Origin of the sequence: Pseudoalteromonas sp. SA25, from assembly GCF_011378705.1 — a bacterium.
Classification (GTDB): domain Bacteria; phylum Pseudomonadota; class Gammaproteobacteria; order Enterobacterales; family Alteromonadaceae; genus Pseudoalteromonas; species Pseudoalteromonas arctica.
In genome coordinates this window covers 1-16,013 of record NZ_WTKV01000025.1, presented here as the reverse complement: position 1 = coordinate 16,013, position 16,013 = coordinate 1, and the positions used below count along the sequence as shown (strand labels likewise).

Sequence of the window (16,013 nt, the reverse complement as noted above, 5' to 3'; positions counted from 1 at the left end):
CCAAAATAACTTACTGTTAGCTATACTGATATTTCAAAACGATAATAATAATTGCTTGGAACTTATGTGAAAAATTTTAACTCTAAAAATCATTCCATTATTTTTTACATCATGTTTGCTTTAGCATATTTTTTAGTCGGCATAGCACTCACTAAACTTGCTTTTAACTCGCAAATAATTCCAATTTGGTTACCTGCCGGCATAGCTCTAGTCGGTTGTTATATTTGGTGGTGGCGCTTTATCCCGCCTTTATTTGTAGCTGCAATTGCCTTTAACCTTAATATTTTTGACAGTTCAGCTCATGAGCTAGTCCTGGTCGGCAACTCATTCAACGAGGCAATGTATATCGCCTTTGGTGTTGTTATACAGGCAATGGTCGGCGCAGCTTTTTTAAAGTATTGGCTTGGTCACCCGCTGCGCTTTAAAAAGCGCAAGAATATAATTTACTTTATTTTAGTCATAGCCATATTGGTCAGCTTAATTTCAGCTAACTTTGGCGTATTCGCACTGAGTCAATTTAACTCGATTTACAGTATTGATAATCATTGGAATAATGTTATTTACTGGTGGCTTGGCGATACATTAGGGGTATTAATTGCAACTCCGTTTTTACTTTCTTTATTACCACAAAAGTCTAATCAACATACTATATCTGCATTTCCGACAATTGCAGTATGCTCAGTTTTATTTTTATCAGTCGCGGTAACAACACAATTATACGATCAGGAAAATCGTATAAGCACTATTAAAATTGCCGAACGTGAAGTCCACGTTATAGAAAACAGCCTTTATAGATATACAAATCGTAGTATTATTGCAGTGCAGAGCTTAGCAAGTCAGGTCCAATCATCCCCCATGCTGAGCCAGCAAGATTTTTATTCTTATGCTAGTCAGTTACTAACTCAATACGAGTTTATTAACGCTTTATCGTGGAATGCAAAAATACCTCAAAATCAACGCGAAGTCTTTGCTCAAGAAATATCAAACATTTACCATTTAGATATTGATATAGTTGGCGAACCTCTTGAAATTAACGATCCCCTTGTTATAGTAAAATACATAGCTCCTTTTAATGGTAATCAAAAAGCGATTGGCTTTAATGTATTTTCAAACCCTGATCGAAAAAACTCTCTGCTTAACCCCGCTATAAAGTACATGCCAGTCGGAACTAAAATAATTCAGTTGGTGCAAACCAAACAACCTAAACCAGCCTATTTATTATTTGCCCCTGTGTACTCCCAATATAACGATGAAAAAACAATTAAAGGCTATGCCACTGGTATATTTTTAGTGCGTAGTATTATTGAGCAGGCCATTTCTAAAGAACAGTCTGATATGTTTTCGATTGGTATATACGAAGATACAAACACACCGCCGTTTTATAGTAATTACTCTCAGGATGTTCAGCAAGCCAAAGGCAGCCGTTTAATGTCGTTTGACGTGGACTTTGCAGGGCAAAAATGGATTGTAAAACTAGCCCTTAAAGAAAGCTTTTTAACACAACATAATAGCCAACTAACTCTATTATTGCTCATACTCCAAGTTGCCGTATGTTCTTTAATTTTAATGGTTTTACTGCTGTTTAATCAGCAACAAATTGCACTTACACGTCAAGTTGCAGAGCGTACACACTCACTCGCACAAGCAAAGCAGCAGTCTGATTTAGCTAATCAGGCTAAAAGCCAATTTTTAGCGAATATGAGCCACGAAATACGTACACCATTAAACGCCGTTATTGGTTTTTCTTCACTTGCTCGAGAAACAGACAGTGCAAGTACACTCATTGGCTATTTAGATAAAATAAACTCATCATCTAAAAGTTTATTAAACTTAATTAATGACATTCTTGATATATCAAAAATAGAATCCCAAAAGTTAGTTATTGAATCTATTGCATTCGACCTAGGTGCCTTAATAACACGCATAGACAATATGTTTGAACAAAGCGCAGTTAACAAAGGTATTAACTGGCAAGTTAACTCAAAGCTACCTTTAAATACCTGGTTTATTGGTGATCCTATGCGAATTGAGCAGGTATTACTTAATTTATGTAGTAACGCGATTAAATTTACAAGCCAAGGCAGCGTTGCTTTAAACATAGAAACAGAGTTTACTGCCGCCAATAAAGTACAGCTTGTTATAAACGTTAGTGATACAGGAATAGGTATAAAACCAAGCCAGCATAAAAAATTATTTAACGCATTTACCCAAGCTGATAGTTCTACCTCAAGGCAGTTTGGCGGTACAGGACTTGGCTTAACCATAGCTAAAGAGCTAAGCCAGCTAATGGGGGGAGAAATAACACTTAAAAGTGAAATAGATAAAGGCTCTACTTTTACATTTTCCATGCGGTTAGAAACAACAGAGCCTAAAAAAGAACATGTTATTACATTTGATAATACTAATATTACTTCGCTAGACATTTTGGTCGCAGAGGATAACCCAGTAAATCAAATGGTTATTAAAGCGATGCTTGGCTCGTTAGGGATTGTGCCGTATATAGTAGAAAACGGTGAGTTGGCGGTCGATATAGTGAAAAAACAACATTTTGATTTAGTCCTTATGGATTGCCAAATGCCTATAATGGATGGCTATAGAGCAACGGCACTGATCCGCCAGTTTAAAACCGAACAAGAACTCCCGATTATTGCTTTAACTGCCGACGTAATGCCAGAGGATAAAGCACATGCACAAGCAGTTGGATTTAATCAACATCTTGCAAAACCGCTTGAACTCATTAAGCTAACCGAGTGTCTTGTCCAATATGCAGAAGTTAATGAACAATAGTGGTTTAATTTTAAGAATAGTTTTAAGAGTATTTTTGGGTTTTGTTTTAAGTGTTTTTTCTCATACAGCTGTCGCTCAAAACTGTATATCGCAGGCGAGCGACTTTAAATTTATAACAAAAAGTAAGCAACAAGGCTTATTACGCTTTGAAAATGAGCACAACCACCAGCGCTTTAATTACCACGCCCTTTTGCCATTTAACGATTACTTAGATTTTGCATATAAACATATAAATAAAGCCAATCCACGTGCAAATATGCCATGCCCTGTTATTACACAAACGTATCAGCAATTAGTAACACAAGGTACGCGAAAACCTGACCCTACTATTGCAGATATTATTGCCCCTTTTGAGCTTACGCATCCAAACAGCAATAAAGTTGCGCTATTAATCCACGGACTAACTGACTCCCCCTTTACGTATCACGATTTAGCACAAGTGTATTATCAGCAAGGCTATACTGTGCGTACTATTTTATTACCAGGACATGGTAGCGCCGCAAGTGCCTTACTTAATGTAGACGTTAGCCAATGGCAACAAGTAATAAAATACGGTATTGAACGCTCCGTACAAGACTTTGATGAGGTGATACTCGCAGGTTACTCTACCGGTGCAGCGTTACTTCTTGATTACGCAACCAAACACACTGTATCCCCTAAAATTAAAGCGCTTATGCTTTATTCGCCAGGCTCTGAGCCACATAATAAGTACGGCTGGATAGCAAAGTGGATTGATGCCATACCCTTTGTTAATTGGATTGATAAAGACGCCGATGTAGACTTTGCTAAGTATGAGTCATTTCCTTTAAATGCAGCTGCCGCTTCGTACGATGCAATGTCACTTGCAAGCGTAAGTAGCTTAAACAAACGCCCTGCACTTAAATTACCTATTTTTAGTGTACTTAGCGATATTGATACCACGATAGATACGCGTGCCACGCTAAAATTATTAAGTGCATTACACCAAGGTAATTCAATCAAATATAAGCCGCTCGATACTTTAGTACTTTATGGAAGCACTGATATTTTACCGCCAGACTTTGCTAGTGACTACACAGTAAATAATCCGCAATGCACAACACGTCAATGTAAAAAGGTTCATGGTATGTCGCATATTGCTGTTGTTAACTCACCGCAAAATCCACATTATGGAATTAACGCAACTTATCGCAATTGTGGCAGCTTTATTAACGACGAGTCCCTATATAAAACATGTAAAACAACTAAAAACCCACAACTAGGAGAGCGTACAAGCGCCAACTTAAAACACTATCCGGCTTTACAGCGCTTAACTTATAATCCTCATTTTACCGAGCTTAAAATGCAAATTAGTACGTTTATTAAAAACGTAGAACAGCTTAGAACAACTACAAGGTAAGTAGTCATGGGAACGTTTTCGCACCAATGGTTTAGCAGTATTAATGAGATTGATCAGGCGCAGTGGCAACGTTTATTTGGTGATGAACCATTTACTCAACATGCTTTTTTATATGCCCTTGAACAAAGCCAATGCGTAACACAAAAAAGTGGTTGGCAGCCCCATCACCTCGCTATTTTTGAAAGTGATACGCTCGTTGCACTTGCACCTGGGTATTTAAAAAGTCATTCATACGGCGAGTATGTATTTGACTGGGCCTGGGCTGAGGCATACGAAAAACACGGTTTAGAATATTATCCCAAGTGGCTATCTGGCATTCCTTTTAGCCCTATTGAAGGCAAGCGCATTGCTATCGAGCACGCTAATCCAAATGCGGTATATCAATACATTACAGAGCAACTTAGCTTACACAGTGCTCAGCAAGGATGGTCGGGATGGCATGTTAATTTTTGCGACCAAGCCCAAGCCACCTCATTAACTGAGCAACACGCCATGTTAAGAGTGGGTGTGCAATTTCAGTGGTTTAATAAAGGTTATGAATCCTTTGACGACTTTTTGCAGATGCTTAGCTCACGAAAACGTAAGTCACTTAAAAAAGAGCGAGCTAAAATAGCGCAACAGAACATTGATATTGAATGGCTGCAAGGAACGCAAATTACGCCCGAGATAATGCAATTGTTTTGTGAGTTTTATCAGCGTACCTACTTAAAGCGCTCTGGTCATTTGGGCTATTTAAATATGGAGTTTTTTACGCTTTTACATGCCTTAATGGCTAATACTCTCGTTATTATGCTGGCCAAAAGAGACGATAACGTGATTGCTGCAACACTTAGTTTAGTAGGTAAAAATACGCTTTATGGGCGCTACTGGGGAGCAAGTGAGGAAGTAGATTCGCTGCACTTTGAATTGTGTTATTACCAAGGTATTGAGTTTGCAATAAAGCATAAACTCAACTGTTTTCATTCGGGTGCACAAGGTGAGCACAAAATAGCACGCGGATTTGAACCCGTACTTACCTACTCTGCTCACCATATTGTTGATGGCGACTTTAGTAATGCAATAAGCGACTACTTAAAGCGTGAACGCGGCCATATTGATATATATAAAGAGCAATGTAGCTCATTACTGCCGTTTAAAAACGAGTAACTGATTATTTGCAGGCATGGCTGTATCGCTAATAAGCGTAAGCCCTGCTTGCTTAGCTAGTTGTTCAACTGCTTCAAAATCTCTTATTCCACTTAACGGATCGCGCTCTGTTAAAAAGGCACTAAAGTCATCATTACTTGGGCTGGTAAATTCACCTTGGTATTTGAATGGCCCATAAATACACAACATACCGTCGCTATTTAAGTGGCGTTTAACACCATCAAAAAAACGCTCAACTAATTGCCAACTTACAATATGAAATGTGTTTGCAGTATAAATAGCGTCAACTTTATCTATTGGCCACTCATTATTTAAATCAAGCTCAAGTGGTGCATGTAAATTAGTTGAATTAGCTTCGCGGTGCCATAAATTAATCCCTTCGTGGTTTATAGCACGATCACTTGTATGCCATTGTAAATGTGGTAATTGCTCTGCAAAAAAAACACTATGCTGGCCGGTTCCTGAGCCAACTTCGAGTACTGTTTTAGTATTTTTTAATACGTCCTTTAATTGCTCTAAAATAGGGGTTTTATTGTTTTCACAGGCTTGTGAAAATGGCTTTGTCATTACTGTGCACCAAAATTGTAGATTAATGCACAACAGTAAAGCAAATTTAGCTTATTTTGTCGTGATGAAAAAAAGATAATTTTTAAACACTATAACTATCATATGGTTGAGCTAATTTATTATGATTGGTACGTAATATGCTTTTATATAACTAACCCACTAAAGGGTTTAACTTATATTAAATTTCAAAGGATAAAATTATGCATATACCCCCTTATACCGCTGTAGACGCAGCTATTGCTATAACCGAAAAAACCACCGACGATCATAGTTACGCCGTTGATATGAGAGCTACAGTAATCGATTTACTTTCGCACCCTAAACATAATCAACAGGCGATGACCAAACATGAAACAGATCAGATATTTATTCTTGGCTACAATTAAAACTCAAATTAGTATCGCAAATAATTTTTATAATAACTGTTTACACTGAAACTGATTAAATGTAATGATAACTATTATCGTTAACTTAAGTCGGTTTTTTTATGTCTTCAAATTATGCCCAGCATCGTTACCATCAAGAACTCTCTTGCCATTGCTTAAGACCTGGCCTGCATGCACCCATGCTCGTTGCCGATTACATAGAAACCGCCCTTAACGTCGCCAAAAAATTTGAGCAACAACGTAATCCCTTGCTTCAAGAGTTTTATCTTAGACGCACACACCATGAAATTATGAACAAAATGTGCGACCCTCTTATACATAATGCTATTCGTAAACAATGTTTAGAGCAGTTATACAAACCTTTATTAGCACTAAAACGGTTTTATAAAGTGCATAACAATACTGCACAATTTTTAATACTTGAGCGTGAAGCTCGTATTCTTAGTCACGAATTCAACCCTTTTTAAGGAGCACACTTATGAGCAACTTTAGAACAGAATCAGACAGCATGGGCGAGCTACAAGTACCTACTGATGCGCTCTATCAGGCGCAAACACAGCGAGCGGTTAATAATTTTGCCATTAGTGGCTTACCTATGCCAAAGCAATTTATAACTGCACTGGCTTATATAAAACAAGCCGCTGCACAAAGTAACTGTGAGCTAGGCCATTTAAGCAAAGCTAAAGCCGATGCAATTGAGCAAGCTTGCCAAAGTATTATTGATGGTGAACATGTTGAGCATTTTCCCGTTGATATTTTTCAAACAGGTTCTGGCACAAGCTCAAATATGAATGCCAATGAAGTTATTGCAACGCTTGCTAGCCGGATAGGCAATGAAAGCATTCACCCTAATGATGATGTAAACATGGGGCAAAGCTCTAACGATGTAGTCCCTACTGCTATCGCACTCAGTAGCGCAATAAATGTAGTGTACGAATTACTTCCTTCGCTTGAAAATTTATCGCAAAGCCTGGAAAAGAAAAAAGCTGAAGTAGGCCATATAGTTAAAACGGGCCGTACGCATTTAATGGATGCAATGCCTGTAACGTTTGATCAAACACTCAGTGCATGGCAGTCACAAGTTAATCATGCCGCAGCAGGAATTAGACATAGCTTAGAGCGTGTATGCGAACTTGCACAAGGCGGTACAGCTGTTGGAACAGGAATAAATGCCGACCCTAAGTTTGCAGCCAAATTTGCAGAAAATCTGAGTGCCAATGTAGGCATTAGATTTACGCCCAGTAGTAACTTTTTTTATAATATAGGTTCACAAGACGCCATCGTCGCACTTTCTGGGCAATTAAAAGTACTCGCTGTCGCACAAATGAAAATAGCCAACGACCTACGCTGGATGAACTCAGGACCACTTGCAGGTTTAGGTGAAATAGAGCTTGAAGCGCTTCAACCAGGCTCATCTATTATGCCAGGTAAGGTAAACCCAGTAATACCAGAAGCCGCAGCCATGGTAAGCGCACAAGTTATTGGCAACGACGCCACTATTACCGTAGCAGGTCAAGCGGGTAATTTTGAGCTAAACGTTATGCTCCCAGTCATTGCGTATAATATTTTGCAAAGTATTGAGTTACTTGCAAATAGCGCACAAGCGCTGGGCGATAAAGCGATTGCCAGTTTTAAGGTGAATCAGCCAAATATAGATAAAGCACTCGCTAAAAATCCAATTTTGGTAACTGCGCTTAATCCGGTGATCGGTTATGAAAAAGCAGCAAAAATAGCAAAGCAGGCTTATAAAGAAGCTCGCCCAATTATTGATGTAGCTGAGCAGGAAACCGATTTACCACGCAGTGAACTCGAAAAACTACTTAACCCCACCAAACTAACGCAGGGTGGACTTTAACAAAACGATATTTTTTCGCGGCTTTAATTACTTGATAATATAGTTTTTATTGCCGTAAAAAATGCACCGTGTATGATAGTGATGAATATTTCATCACTATCAAGGTTTGTTATGCGTACCCCATTGTTAGCCATACTTTTACCACTTTGTTTAACTGCATGCTTAGATAAAGCACCCACTGAAACGCAGCAAGTAACAATCACCTCAGAAGCTGAAGCACCTAAGCAAGAGCTACAAAAGCTAAAAGAGAACACTCAATTACAAGAAAATACTAAAAAGAACGTAGTTGCTGAAAAAATACCAAAAGCTGATTTAAAAAACGTTTCAATAGACGATATAAAAGCAGCCAAAACCGAATTAAATACGCTAATTACAGATAAGCAATGTGATACCAGCACTCAATGTAGAGTAAATGCAGTAGGTAGTCGCGCATGTGGCGGACCAAGCAGCTTTGTCGTGTATTCAACAAACGCAGCGTCTGAGGATCAAGTAACAGCCCTTAGCGATAAAATCACAAAGCTTGAAAGTAGTTATAATTCACAAAAAGGAATGATGAGCATTTGTCAGCATTTAACAACGCCAAGCACGCAGTGTGTTGAAAATAAATGTGTTAAACTTGAAGGCTCAGCGGTAAGTGCATTTTAAGGATAACGTTATGAGTTGTTTACCATCGGCAATTAAACTATCAATTTTAAGCATTGCTAGCAGCATTTTATTACTAAGTGGTTGTGCTAGTACTGTGACGTCAAATGAGCAAAGTAAAAACTTATCTGACTTAAACTATGATCTGAATAACATGGTGAGTAATAACAGCTGCACTGCAAGCTTTCAGTGCAAAGTACTTGAAGTGGGTGCCCGCGCATGCGGCGGACCGAGTAAATATGCTGTTTATTCAACGCTAAACACATCTCAAGAAGAAGCAGAACAGCTTGCTCAACAAATAACAAAACAAGAAAACATACAAAATAAAGCACAAGGCTTAACTGATTGTTCTCCTGTACTTGAAGTGCAATCGCTGTGTATTAACCACCAATGCCAGTCGTTTGATATAAAATAAAAACGGCCGCGTATAAGCTAATTTCAGCGTTAACTTAAATACGGAATTAACGCTGAAATTACTACCACCAGTACCACGCAAATACCCGCTTTAATAATGTATTTCATGGGCATTGTTTTAAGCACCCAATATGCATAAATAAAACGTACAAAATAACTCGCCGCAGTACCAAACAACGCAAAAATAATTAAGTAAGCAATTAAAATAATATTCATAAAAACCTAATTAAATTATTTCACTTTTTTATTTTTAGTGTGAGCTATTAATAAATCAGCTACTTGTTGCTTTACGGCTCGCTTATCATCGCTTTGTACATCAAAGCGACTGGCTAGTTGCGCTATTTCATCATCATTTAAGTTAAACGATAAACGTTGACGCGTTTTTTTAGACTTTACGTCTAAGCCAAGTATTTTTCGGATCATATCTGACGGCGTTAGCTCTTGATCAATTGCCTGCTTTTTTATCAGCTTTTGAACTTCGCTGCTTAGATCGAATGCCATTTGTGTGGCACGTACAGCTTGTTCCTGACGTAACCACTTATCTTTAGCATCACTCACTTAGCATCTCCGGGAAACAAGTCTACAATGTCTGACATTGGACGCATGAGCGTTAGCGATACTTCGGTTTCGCCGCCATCCCAAATTTCGATATTTAAACCAAAGCCTTCATTATCTGACGCTAAGCAAATCATTTCACATGGCTCACCACCTTCTTGCTCATAGCGAGGCAAAGTTTGGTTGCGGTAATCTTTATTATGGAAATAACACACATAAGGCGACTCGCTTTGTTGGTAGCTTTTAGCTAAAAACTGCATAAAGCGCTCTGGTGTATTTTGCACTGTAATGTGGGTTAACGACTCTTCATCAAAAATACGCGCAAACTCATCAAGGCTAAATATCTCTTCAACTTCGTTTCGCTGAATTTTAATAGAAAAGTTAGCCCACTCTTCGCCATCATCTTGCTCAATTTGTAAAAATACAACTTGGCCGCTATTTGTCTCAAGTACAAATTCAGTATCGCTACTGTGCTGATATTGGTAAGTCTGAATATCAGTAACACGTAACGTTTCACCCTTTAACCATGCAGGATAGGCAAATGAATCGATAACGCTAAACATGTCGCCTTTTTTAAGATCGCTCGGATGATTAAGTTGACGTTCTGGCTCTTTTTTAGATTTGAAAAAATTAAACATAGGAAGGCTGCCTTCTAAGCAAAAAAGGTAACTGAGAAAAACTCGGTTACCTTTTTAAAGTATAAACGTAATAGTTAGCTATTTTGCTTCGCTTTGATGCGAGCTAAAATATCAGCGCTTTTTGGACTTGTGTCGCCAATGCCTGCTTCAGCCATTTTTGCTTTTAAGTCATCGCCATTTACGTCTGACTCAAGTTGCTTTGCAGCACCAAGCTGGTCACTTCGATCTTGTTGGCGCTGTTTAATGCGTTCAAGCGATTGACGAGCCGATGTCATAGACGAGCTGTTTGTATTAAGCGTGCTATTAACAGCCATTGTTGCTTGCTGTACGCTTTCAGTGGTTTTAACCATTGTAAGCTGACGCTGATTTTCTTTAATCGATTTTTCAGCATCTTTAACTTGCTGCTTAAGCGCAACAATGTGATTGCTAAAGCCAGACAATACTTGCTCGTTTTCCGCTTTTTCAGCTTCAAAGTCACCAATTTTTTCTGCAATTTCTAATGCTAACGCTTCGTTACCCTTTTCAAGAGCTTGGCCTGCATACGCTTCATGTTCAGCGATTGATGCATCTACAGCGCTAATTTTACGCTTAGTTTGCATTTCTTTGGCCATTACTTCAGTAAGGCTTTTTTTAGCACGGTGAAGTGCATTTTGCGCGTCTGCAATTTCTTGCTCAAAAATACGGATGCCATTTTTGTCTACAATTGCTTCGCCTGCTTCACGAGCGCCGCCACGTACTGCTGTAAATAATTTTTTTAAAATACTCATAATCTTAACTCCACTAACTAGCTATTAATCGTTTAAATACAAGGTCACGGCTTCTAGTGCATCGATAGCGTTATCGGCTAATGTCACTAGTTCGTGGGTAACGTCATCCAATGATGAATTTACCGACAGTGCACCAAAAATCGCGTATTTGTTATCGATTTTAGCAAATGCACTCAGTGGAATTGGCACGTTTAAACGTAGTAATGTTTCGTTTAACTCGTTGCGTAATTCACTTTTAACTTCATCTTCGTCAAACAAGTAGCTAATACATAATAACTGCTCTTGCGTTTGCGTAACAAAAATTGGAAGCTCATCATTTCCATCAACAATGACTTGTAAAACATCTTGCTCGCCTGGGTTGGCAATCAAGAAAGACTCAAAGTTAGCGCCTTCAGTTTCAAAAGAAGCTAATTTTATTGAAAGTTCATTTAATTCCATGTCTCTGCCTTTTGTCGTTTGACATATTATGTCTGAGTTAAGATTCTCATGGTCGACATATTATGTCAACCATGTTTTATTAGTTTTTATACAATTCGCTTTCTATTTGCCATGCAGTTCGGTAGTAATCATACAACTGACCAGACCCTAACCTATTGACCTCAATACTTTTAACTTGTTCAAAGTAGTGGTTAGGAAATACAAAACTTGCCAATAAATATTCTTTACTAATCCACCTTGATGGCACAGGCATAGCCGTCGTATCATTAATACGACCACTGGCCGACTGCCCCATTTTAGTCGCTATAGTCCAGCCCCACTGCCCAAAAGAAGGTATGTTTTGCTGATACTGCTCAACATAGCCAAACCCAGCAGCTTTAACTGTTTTAGCAATGCTTAAAAACGCTTTTTTAGCGTGATAAGGTGAGGTTGATTGAACCGCCATTGCGCCATCGGGTGCTAATAGCTGCCGTACATGATTATAAAAGTAGTCACTGTACATTTTATTTAGATCAGGATGATTAGGGTCAGGTAAATCAATTAAAATAGTGTCGAACTGCTTAGATTGGTCAAGTAGCTTTTCTACTTCTAAAAATGCATCACCCACAATTATGTTGGCTCGCGAATCATGCATCGATTTATTGTTTAGCTGTAGTAATCGCTTATTGATGTGCTCTGGCGGCGTAAAGTCACCGTCTTTATGACCAAATAAATTGAGTAGTTGCGCGTCTAAATCTATTAGCGTTACTTCGCTTACAGGCCATTTTAAAACATCTCTAAGTGCAAGCCCGTCACCACCACCAATTATTAATACACGGTCGTGTCTGTTAGAGGCAAGCATTGCAGGGTAAACCAGCATTGAATGATATATTTGCTCATCAATACTTGAGAACTGTAAACGCCCATTTAAATATAAATCGGTAATTGGCTGAGGTTGGTTTTTGCTTAATCTTTCGGTTAAAACTACGTGTTGGTATTTAGTTGCTTGCGAATAAATTACTTTATCTTTGTATAAAACATTACTTAGATTGTTCATCCAGCTACTGCCAAATACTAAAATAAAGCCAAATAATGCCAGTAATACTATATGGCAAACTAAAAGTGCCTTAGCAAAGCGCACATGGGTATGGTAGCGCCATAAAAACGCGAGTCCTGCGATGATATTAAATAACGCCGTCCACGCTGCAGCTTGCATTATAGGCATTGAGAGCATGATACTTACCCAAATGGCTGCACCAATACCAGCACCAATATAATCGGCACCATAAATAGTCCCTGCGTTGTTTTCTAAAAAACGGCCATAAACGTGCTGACGAATGCGCGCTATAAGCGGTATTTCCATACCAATAAATAAGCCAAGTATTAAACCAAAAACATAAGGTAGAAAACGTGACCACTCTTGTAGCTTTTGAAATACGTAACCATTAAGTACAACATCAGGGGGTAAATTAAAAATGCTCGAAAATAAATGAGGAAGAGAATAACTAACTGCTATTACACCCGCTATCGCTAAAATGCAGCCCATGCCAACCAAAGCAATAATGCTTTCTAGCCAAGCAAAAGCGGTAAATGCATCTTTAAACCAACGCGCTAAAAAAGCGCCCAAGCCCATTGCTACAATCATAGTACCGATCATGGCGTAAATAGCGCTCTCTACCGAGCCAAGTACACGGCCCGCATAATGAGACAGTAAGTATTCATAAATAAGGCCGCACCCAGCAAGCACGGCCATAACAGTAATAAGTAGTATATCGTGCCCAAGTAAGCGAGACTTACTTGGGGGAGTGTTGGTTGATGACACTGATTATGCGCCTAGTAATGTTGCCATAGTGATACCTACAGCAAATGATACTGCTGCAGAAATAGTAGCTACACCTACATTTTTTTGACGATTAACTTCATCGGAAATATCGCAACCAGATAAAATTATTTTAATTGTCACTAAGTGCAAAATAATAAATGCAACAAGGCTCACTACTGCGCTAATAGCCCAGTATAGTAAACTCGCATTAATATTATCAGCCGCGTAAGGTGCAACACCCGTTGCTGCTGTAATAGCTAATGCACTACCTACTAAAAATCCAGCGTAACGAATACCCACAGCTAAGTTACCATCAACAATTGCTTGTTGTAGGCAGTCGCCACTTTTATTTGTACGTTTAAATAACTGCACTCGGTACTGGCTAACAAGTAGTAATACAACACTACCTATAATAAAGGCGGCAATTACAATTGGAAGACCATGCCAGCCGTCAGTAGCCACCCATAAAAGAGCTGAGCGAATAACGATAGCAACACTGACAACATGGCCAAAATCAATTATTGAAGCTGTAACGTTACCTTTAACGATTTCGTCGTGCAGGCTTACTTTACGAAGCGCTACTTTATCTTGAAAAAAGTGACCCAACTTAATCAGTACAATTGCTAATGCGCCATAAGCTAACATTTGCAGTGCTTCTTGTTGCAGTGTTGCAGCAAAAGCTCCGCTACTTACACCCGTTAATACAATCGCCAGTGCCACTAAGCCAGCGGCAAAGCTAATCCCAAAAGCAAAGTTATCACGCTCTGTTATTTCATCATTTGCATGTAAGTTTGAAACCCAGCCTTTTATATATTTGAGGCTTACAAATAATAAAACAATAATTGCAAAATCAATCGCCAGCGCTTGCAGTGACCACATAGTTATTCCATTAAATTCATACATATTATTCTAACTCCAACTTTATTCTTTTACTTACCACGGCTCACGCCACGAGAGGTTCTGCTACCGCTATCACGCACCGATCCTGAGCTATTGCTATAACTGCTCGAACGAGAATAACTACTGCGGCTTTTTGCTGGCGTATAACTACTACGGCTTAAACCTGATGCACCTGTTTTTTTACTCGCATAAGGGCTTGTAAACTGCTTACCTTGGCGTTGGTATGTTTGGCGCGTGCGTGTTTCTAAAGCGCTTTGGGTTTTAATTTGTTTAGGGCTTGAATAACGCGAGCGGCCATAGTCATTGTAATAGCTATACTTTCGGCGCTTACTCCAGCTTCCATATTCAACACGATCAAATACATCACCTAAAATACGGTACATTCCGTACCATTGCCAAAAGCTAATACCGTTACTATTTGATTGCCAGTTACCATAGTTAGGGTTACCTACCATTTGGTTACCAACACCCTCACCTTCAGCTTGCTTACTAATTGCGCCTACACGCGCTAAAGTGCCTTTGGACATATCAGCTAGCATATTGATAGGATCGGTTAACGCATCAGAAAATAGCGTAGGTTTAGATGCATCACGTAACAAATCAATGCTATGTAACGTATCTTCGTAAGGAGGAATTAAGTAAGTTCCTTTAATATCTTTAAGTCGCTGTGTTAAGCCACTATAAAGTGCGCCTTGGCGCGTTGCATCAAGGGTAATTACATCAACAACTTTTGTAAGCTCTGGTTGTTGTTTTTTAAGAAGCTCGCCATATTCTTTAAGTAACACAGCATTGCGTACACTTCCATTATCGAGTGCAGTACCAAGCTGAGACAGCTCCGTATCTACCTTTTTAATAGACTCTTGAATTGTTTGTTGCAGCTGCTCTTCTTTCGATTGACAACCCATAAGCACTGCGAACAAACAAAACAGGCTTATAAGTTTCCAAGCTTTAATATTCGACATTCATGTCACCTGATTTACTAAATTAACTCAGGTAGTTTTACACAGGTCACTTATTAAACCAAGAATGAAATTGCAACAAAATGAGAAGAAGTAGCTAGCTTTTAAATCAGACTGTGATTTAGTGAAGATAATGAGTCGTATCGTGAGGTTAGAATTGAAGTAGAAGCTTTATAATACCAATCTGCTTATATATGGGGTCTATTTAACGTTAAGAAAATTACGCTAGAACTAGGCAAAAATTTTTGTATCTAGTAGTTCTAAATAAAAAATTTTAACGACGTATAGTGCAATTTAATTCGTTAAATTGATTAAAGATTTATGCAGGTTGGTATAAGGGTACTTTCAGCGTAGGGAGTCGCGGCGCTCACCCGACCTACGTGCTAGGTGTTGGTGTGTGTACATTAATTACGCGTATTTTACTTTTCTGCAGACGTAAAAAAGCCCGAATCGTTAGATTCGGGCTTTCTACAATTTGAAGCCTGGTAATGTCCTACTTTCACATAGCAAATGCTACACTATCATCGGCGCTGTTTCGTTTCACTACTGAGTTCGGCATGGAATCAGGTGGGTCCAAAACGCTATTGTCACCAAGCAAATTTGGGCGTTAATCCGTATTACTACGCACTAACTGAATTTGGAAAATATCTGATAATATTTTTTAAGTCTTTCTTAAGTAATATCTACTTTAGTCATATTAACTTCTTCGCTTGTTTCACTATCACATAAAACGCGTTTGGCGTTGTATGGTTAAGCCTCACGGGTAATTAGTACAAGTTA

The 16,013-nt window shown here is 38.7% G+C and carries 17 protein-coding genes and 1 rRNA gene; 8 read left to right on the top strand and 10 right to left on the bottom strand.

What is annotated here, in order from left to right; all coding sequences use genetic code 11:
* Positions 1-66 precede the first annotated feature (66 nt).
* Genes GQR45_RS17615 through GQR45_RS17605 form a run of 3 tightly spaced genes read left to right on the top strand, consistent with a single transcriptional unit; the run spans position 67 to position 5,311 of the window.
* A complete protein-coding gene (locus GQR45_RS17615; RefSeq protein WP_165726615.1) occupies positions 67-2,787 on the top strand; it encodes an ATP-binding protein in 2,721 nt (906 codons plus the stop codon).
* Positions 2,777-4,165, top strand: coding sequence for an alpha/beta fold hydrolase (locus GQR45_RS17610; protein ID WP_165726614.1), 1,389 nt, complete (start codon positions 2,777-2,779; stop codon positions 4,163-4,165). Before GQR45_RS17615 ends, GQR45_RS17610 begins: the two co-directional genes overlap by 11 nt.
* Before the next feature lie 6 nt (positions 4,166-4,171).
* A complete protein-coding gene (locus tag GQR45_RS17605; protein WP_165722814.1) occupies positions 4,172-5,311 on the top strand; it encodes a GNAT family N-acetyltransferase in 1,140 nt (379 codons plus the stop codon).
* Here GQR45_RS17605 and GQR45_RS17600 read toward each other — a convergent pair.
* Positions 5,288-5,878: a DUF938 domain-containing protein gene (locus GQR45_RS17600; RefSeq protein ID WP_010554834.1), complete on the bottom strand. Its 591-nt coding sequence runs from the start codon at positions 5,876-5,878 to the stop codon at positions 5,288-5,290. The two genes, GQR45_RS17605 and GQR45_RS17600, sit on opposite strands and share 24 nt — an antisense overlap.
* A gap of 200 nt (positions 5,879-6,078) precedes the next feature.
* On the opposite strand from GQR45_RS17600, the gene GQR45_RS17595 reads away from it, so the two are divergent.
* From GQR45_RS17595 to GQR45_RS17575, 5 genes are all read left to right on the top strand, one after another.
* A complete protein-coding gene (locus GQR45_RS17595) occupies positions 6,079-6,264 on the top strand; it encodes a hypothetical protein (protein ID WP_010554833.1) in 186 nt (61 codons plus the stop codon).
* Between the two features lie 101 nt (positions 6,265-6,365).
* Positions 6,366-6,731: a hypothetical protein gene (locus GQR45_RS17590; protein ID WP_231609258.1), complete on the top strand. Its 366-nt coding sequence runs from the start codon at positions 6,366-6,368 to the stop codon at positions 6,729-6,731.
* 11 nt (positions 6,732-6,742) lie between these two features.
* The gene (locus GQR45_RS17585) at positions 6,743-8,119 is read left to right on the top strand and encodes a class II fumarate hydratase (RefSeq protein WP_008137933.1); all 1,377 of its coding nucleotides are present in this window, start codon (positions 6,743-6,745) and stop codon (positions 8,117-8,119) included.
* Between the two features lie 111 nt (positions 8,120-8,230).
* Positions 8,231-8,764: a hypothetical protein gene (locus GQR45_RS17580; RefSeq protein ID WP_165726613.1), complete on the top strand. Its 534-nt coding sequence runs from the start codon at positions 8,231-8,233 to the stop codon at positions 8,762-8,764.
* 10 nt (positions 8,765-8,774) lie between these two features.
* Entirely contained in the window at positions 8,775-9,176 is a 402-nt protein-coding gene (locus GQR45_RS17575) for a hypothetical protein (protein WP_024589501.1), read from the top strand.
* Between the two features lie 29 nt (positions 9,177-9,205).
* On the opposite strand, the gene GQR45_RS17570 is transcribed toward GQR45_RS17575, so the two are convergent.
* The 9 genes from GQR45_RS17570 to rrf all read right to left on the bottom strand — a co-directional run bounded on the left by GQR45_RS17570 (position 9,206) and on the right by rrf (position 15,828).
* The gene (locus tag GQR45_RS17570) at positions 9,206-9,391 is read right to left on the bottom strand and encodes a hypothetical protein (protein WP_007579770.1); all 186 of its coding nucleotides are present in this window, start codon (positions 9,389-9,391) and stop codon (positions 9,206-9,208) included.
* Positions 9,392-9,406: 15 nt separating this feature from the next.
* A complete protein-coding gene (locus GQR45_RS17565) occupies positions 9,407-9,733 on the bottom strand; it encodes a hypothetical protein (protein ID WP_010554828.1) in 327 nt (108 codons plus the stop codon).
* Complete coding sequence (locus GQR45_RS17560) at positions 9,730-10,368, bottom strand: hypothetical protein (RefSeq protein ID WP_024592232.1); 639 nt, start codon at positions 10,366-10,368, stop codon at positions 9,730-9,732. Before GQR45_RS17560 ends, GQR45_RS17565 begins: the two co-directional genes overlap by 4 nt.
* A gap of 74 nt (positions 10,369-10,442) precedes the next feature.
* Positions 10,443-11,135 (bottom strand): PspA/IM30 family protein, encoded by a 693-nt coding sequence (locus tag GQR45_RS17555; RefSeq protein ID WP_004335088.1) that lies wholly within the window; start codon positions 11,133-11,135, stop codon positions 10,443-10,445.
* A gap of 24 nt (positions 11,136-11,159) precedes the next feature.
* Positions 11,160-11,573 (bottom strand): DUF2170 family protein, encoded by a 414-nt coding sequence (locus GQR45_RS17550; protein ID WP_004335098.1) that lies wholly within the window; start codon positions 11,571-11,573, stop codon positions 11,160-11,162.
* Positions 11,574-11,652: 79 nt separating this feature from the next.
* Complete coding sequence (locus GQR45_RS17545) at positions 11,653-13,374, bottom strand: polyamine aminopropyltransferase (RefSeq protein ID WP_024609366.1); 1,722 nt, start codon at positions 13,372-13,374, stop codon at positions 11,653-11,655.
* Positions 13,375-13,377: 3 nt separating this feature from the next.
* Positions 13,378-14,277 carry a DUF350 domain-containing protein gene (locus GQR45_RS17540; protein WP_024589503.1) on the bottom strand — a complete coding sequence of 300 codons (900 nt, stop codon included), beginning with the start codon at positions 14,275-14,277 and terminating at the stop codon, positions 13,378-13,380.
* Between the two features lie 26 nt (positions 14,278-14,303).
* The gene (locus GQR45_RS17535) at positions 14,304-15,236 is read right to left on the bottom strand and encodes a hypothetical protein (protein WP_007579759.1); all 933 of its coding nucleotides are present in this window, start codon (positions 15,234-15,236) and stop codon (positions 14,304-14,306) included.
* 477 nt (positions 15,237-15,713) lie between these two features.
* Positions 15,714-15,828: ribosomal RNA gene (gene rrf, locus GQR45_RS17530) — 5S ribosomal RNA — on the bottom strand.
* Between the last annotated feature and the right edge of the window lie 185 nt (positions 15,829-16,013).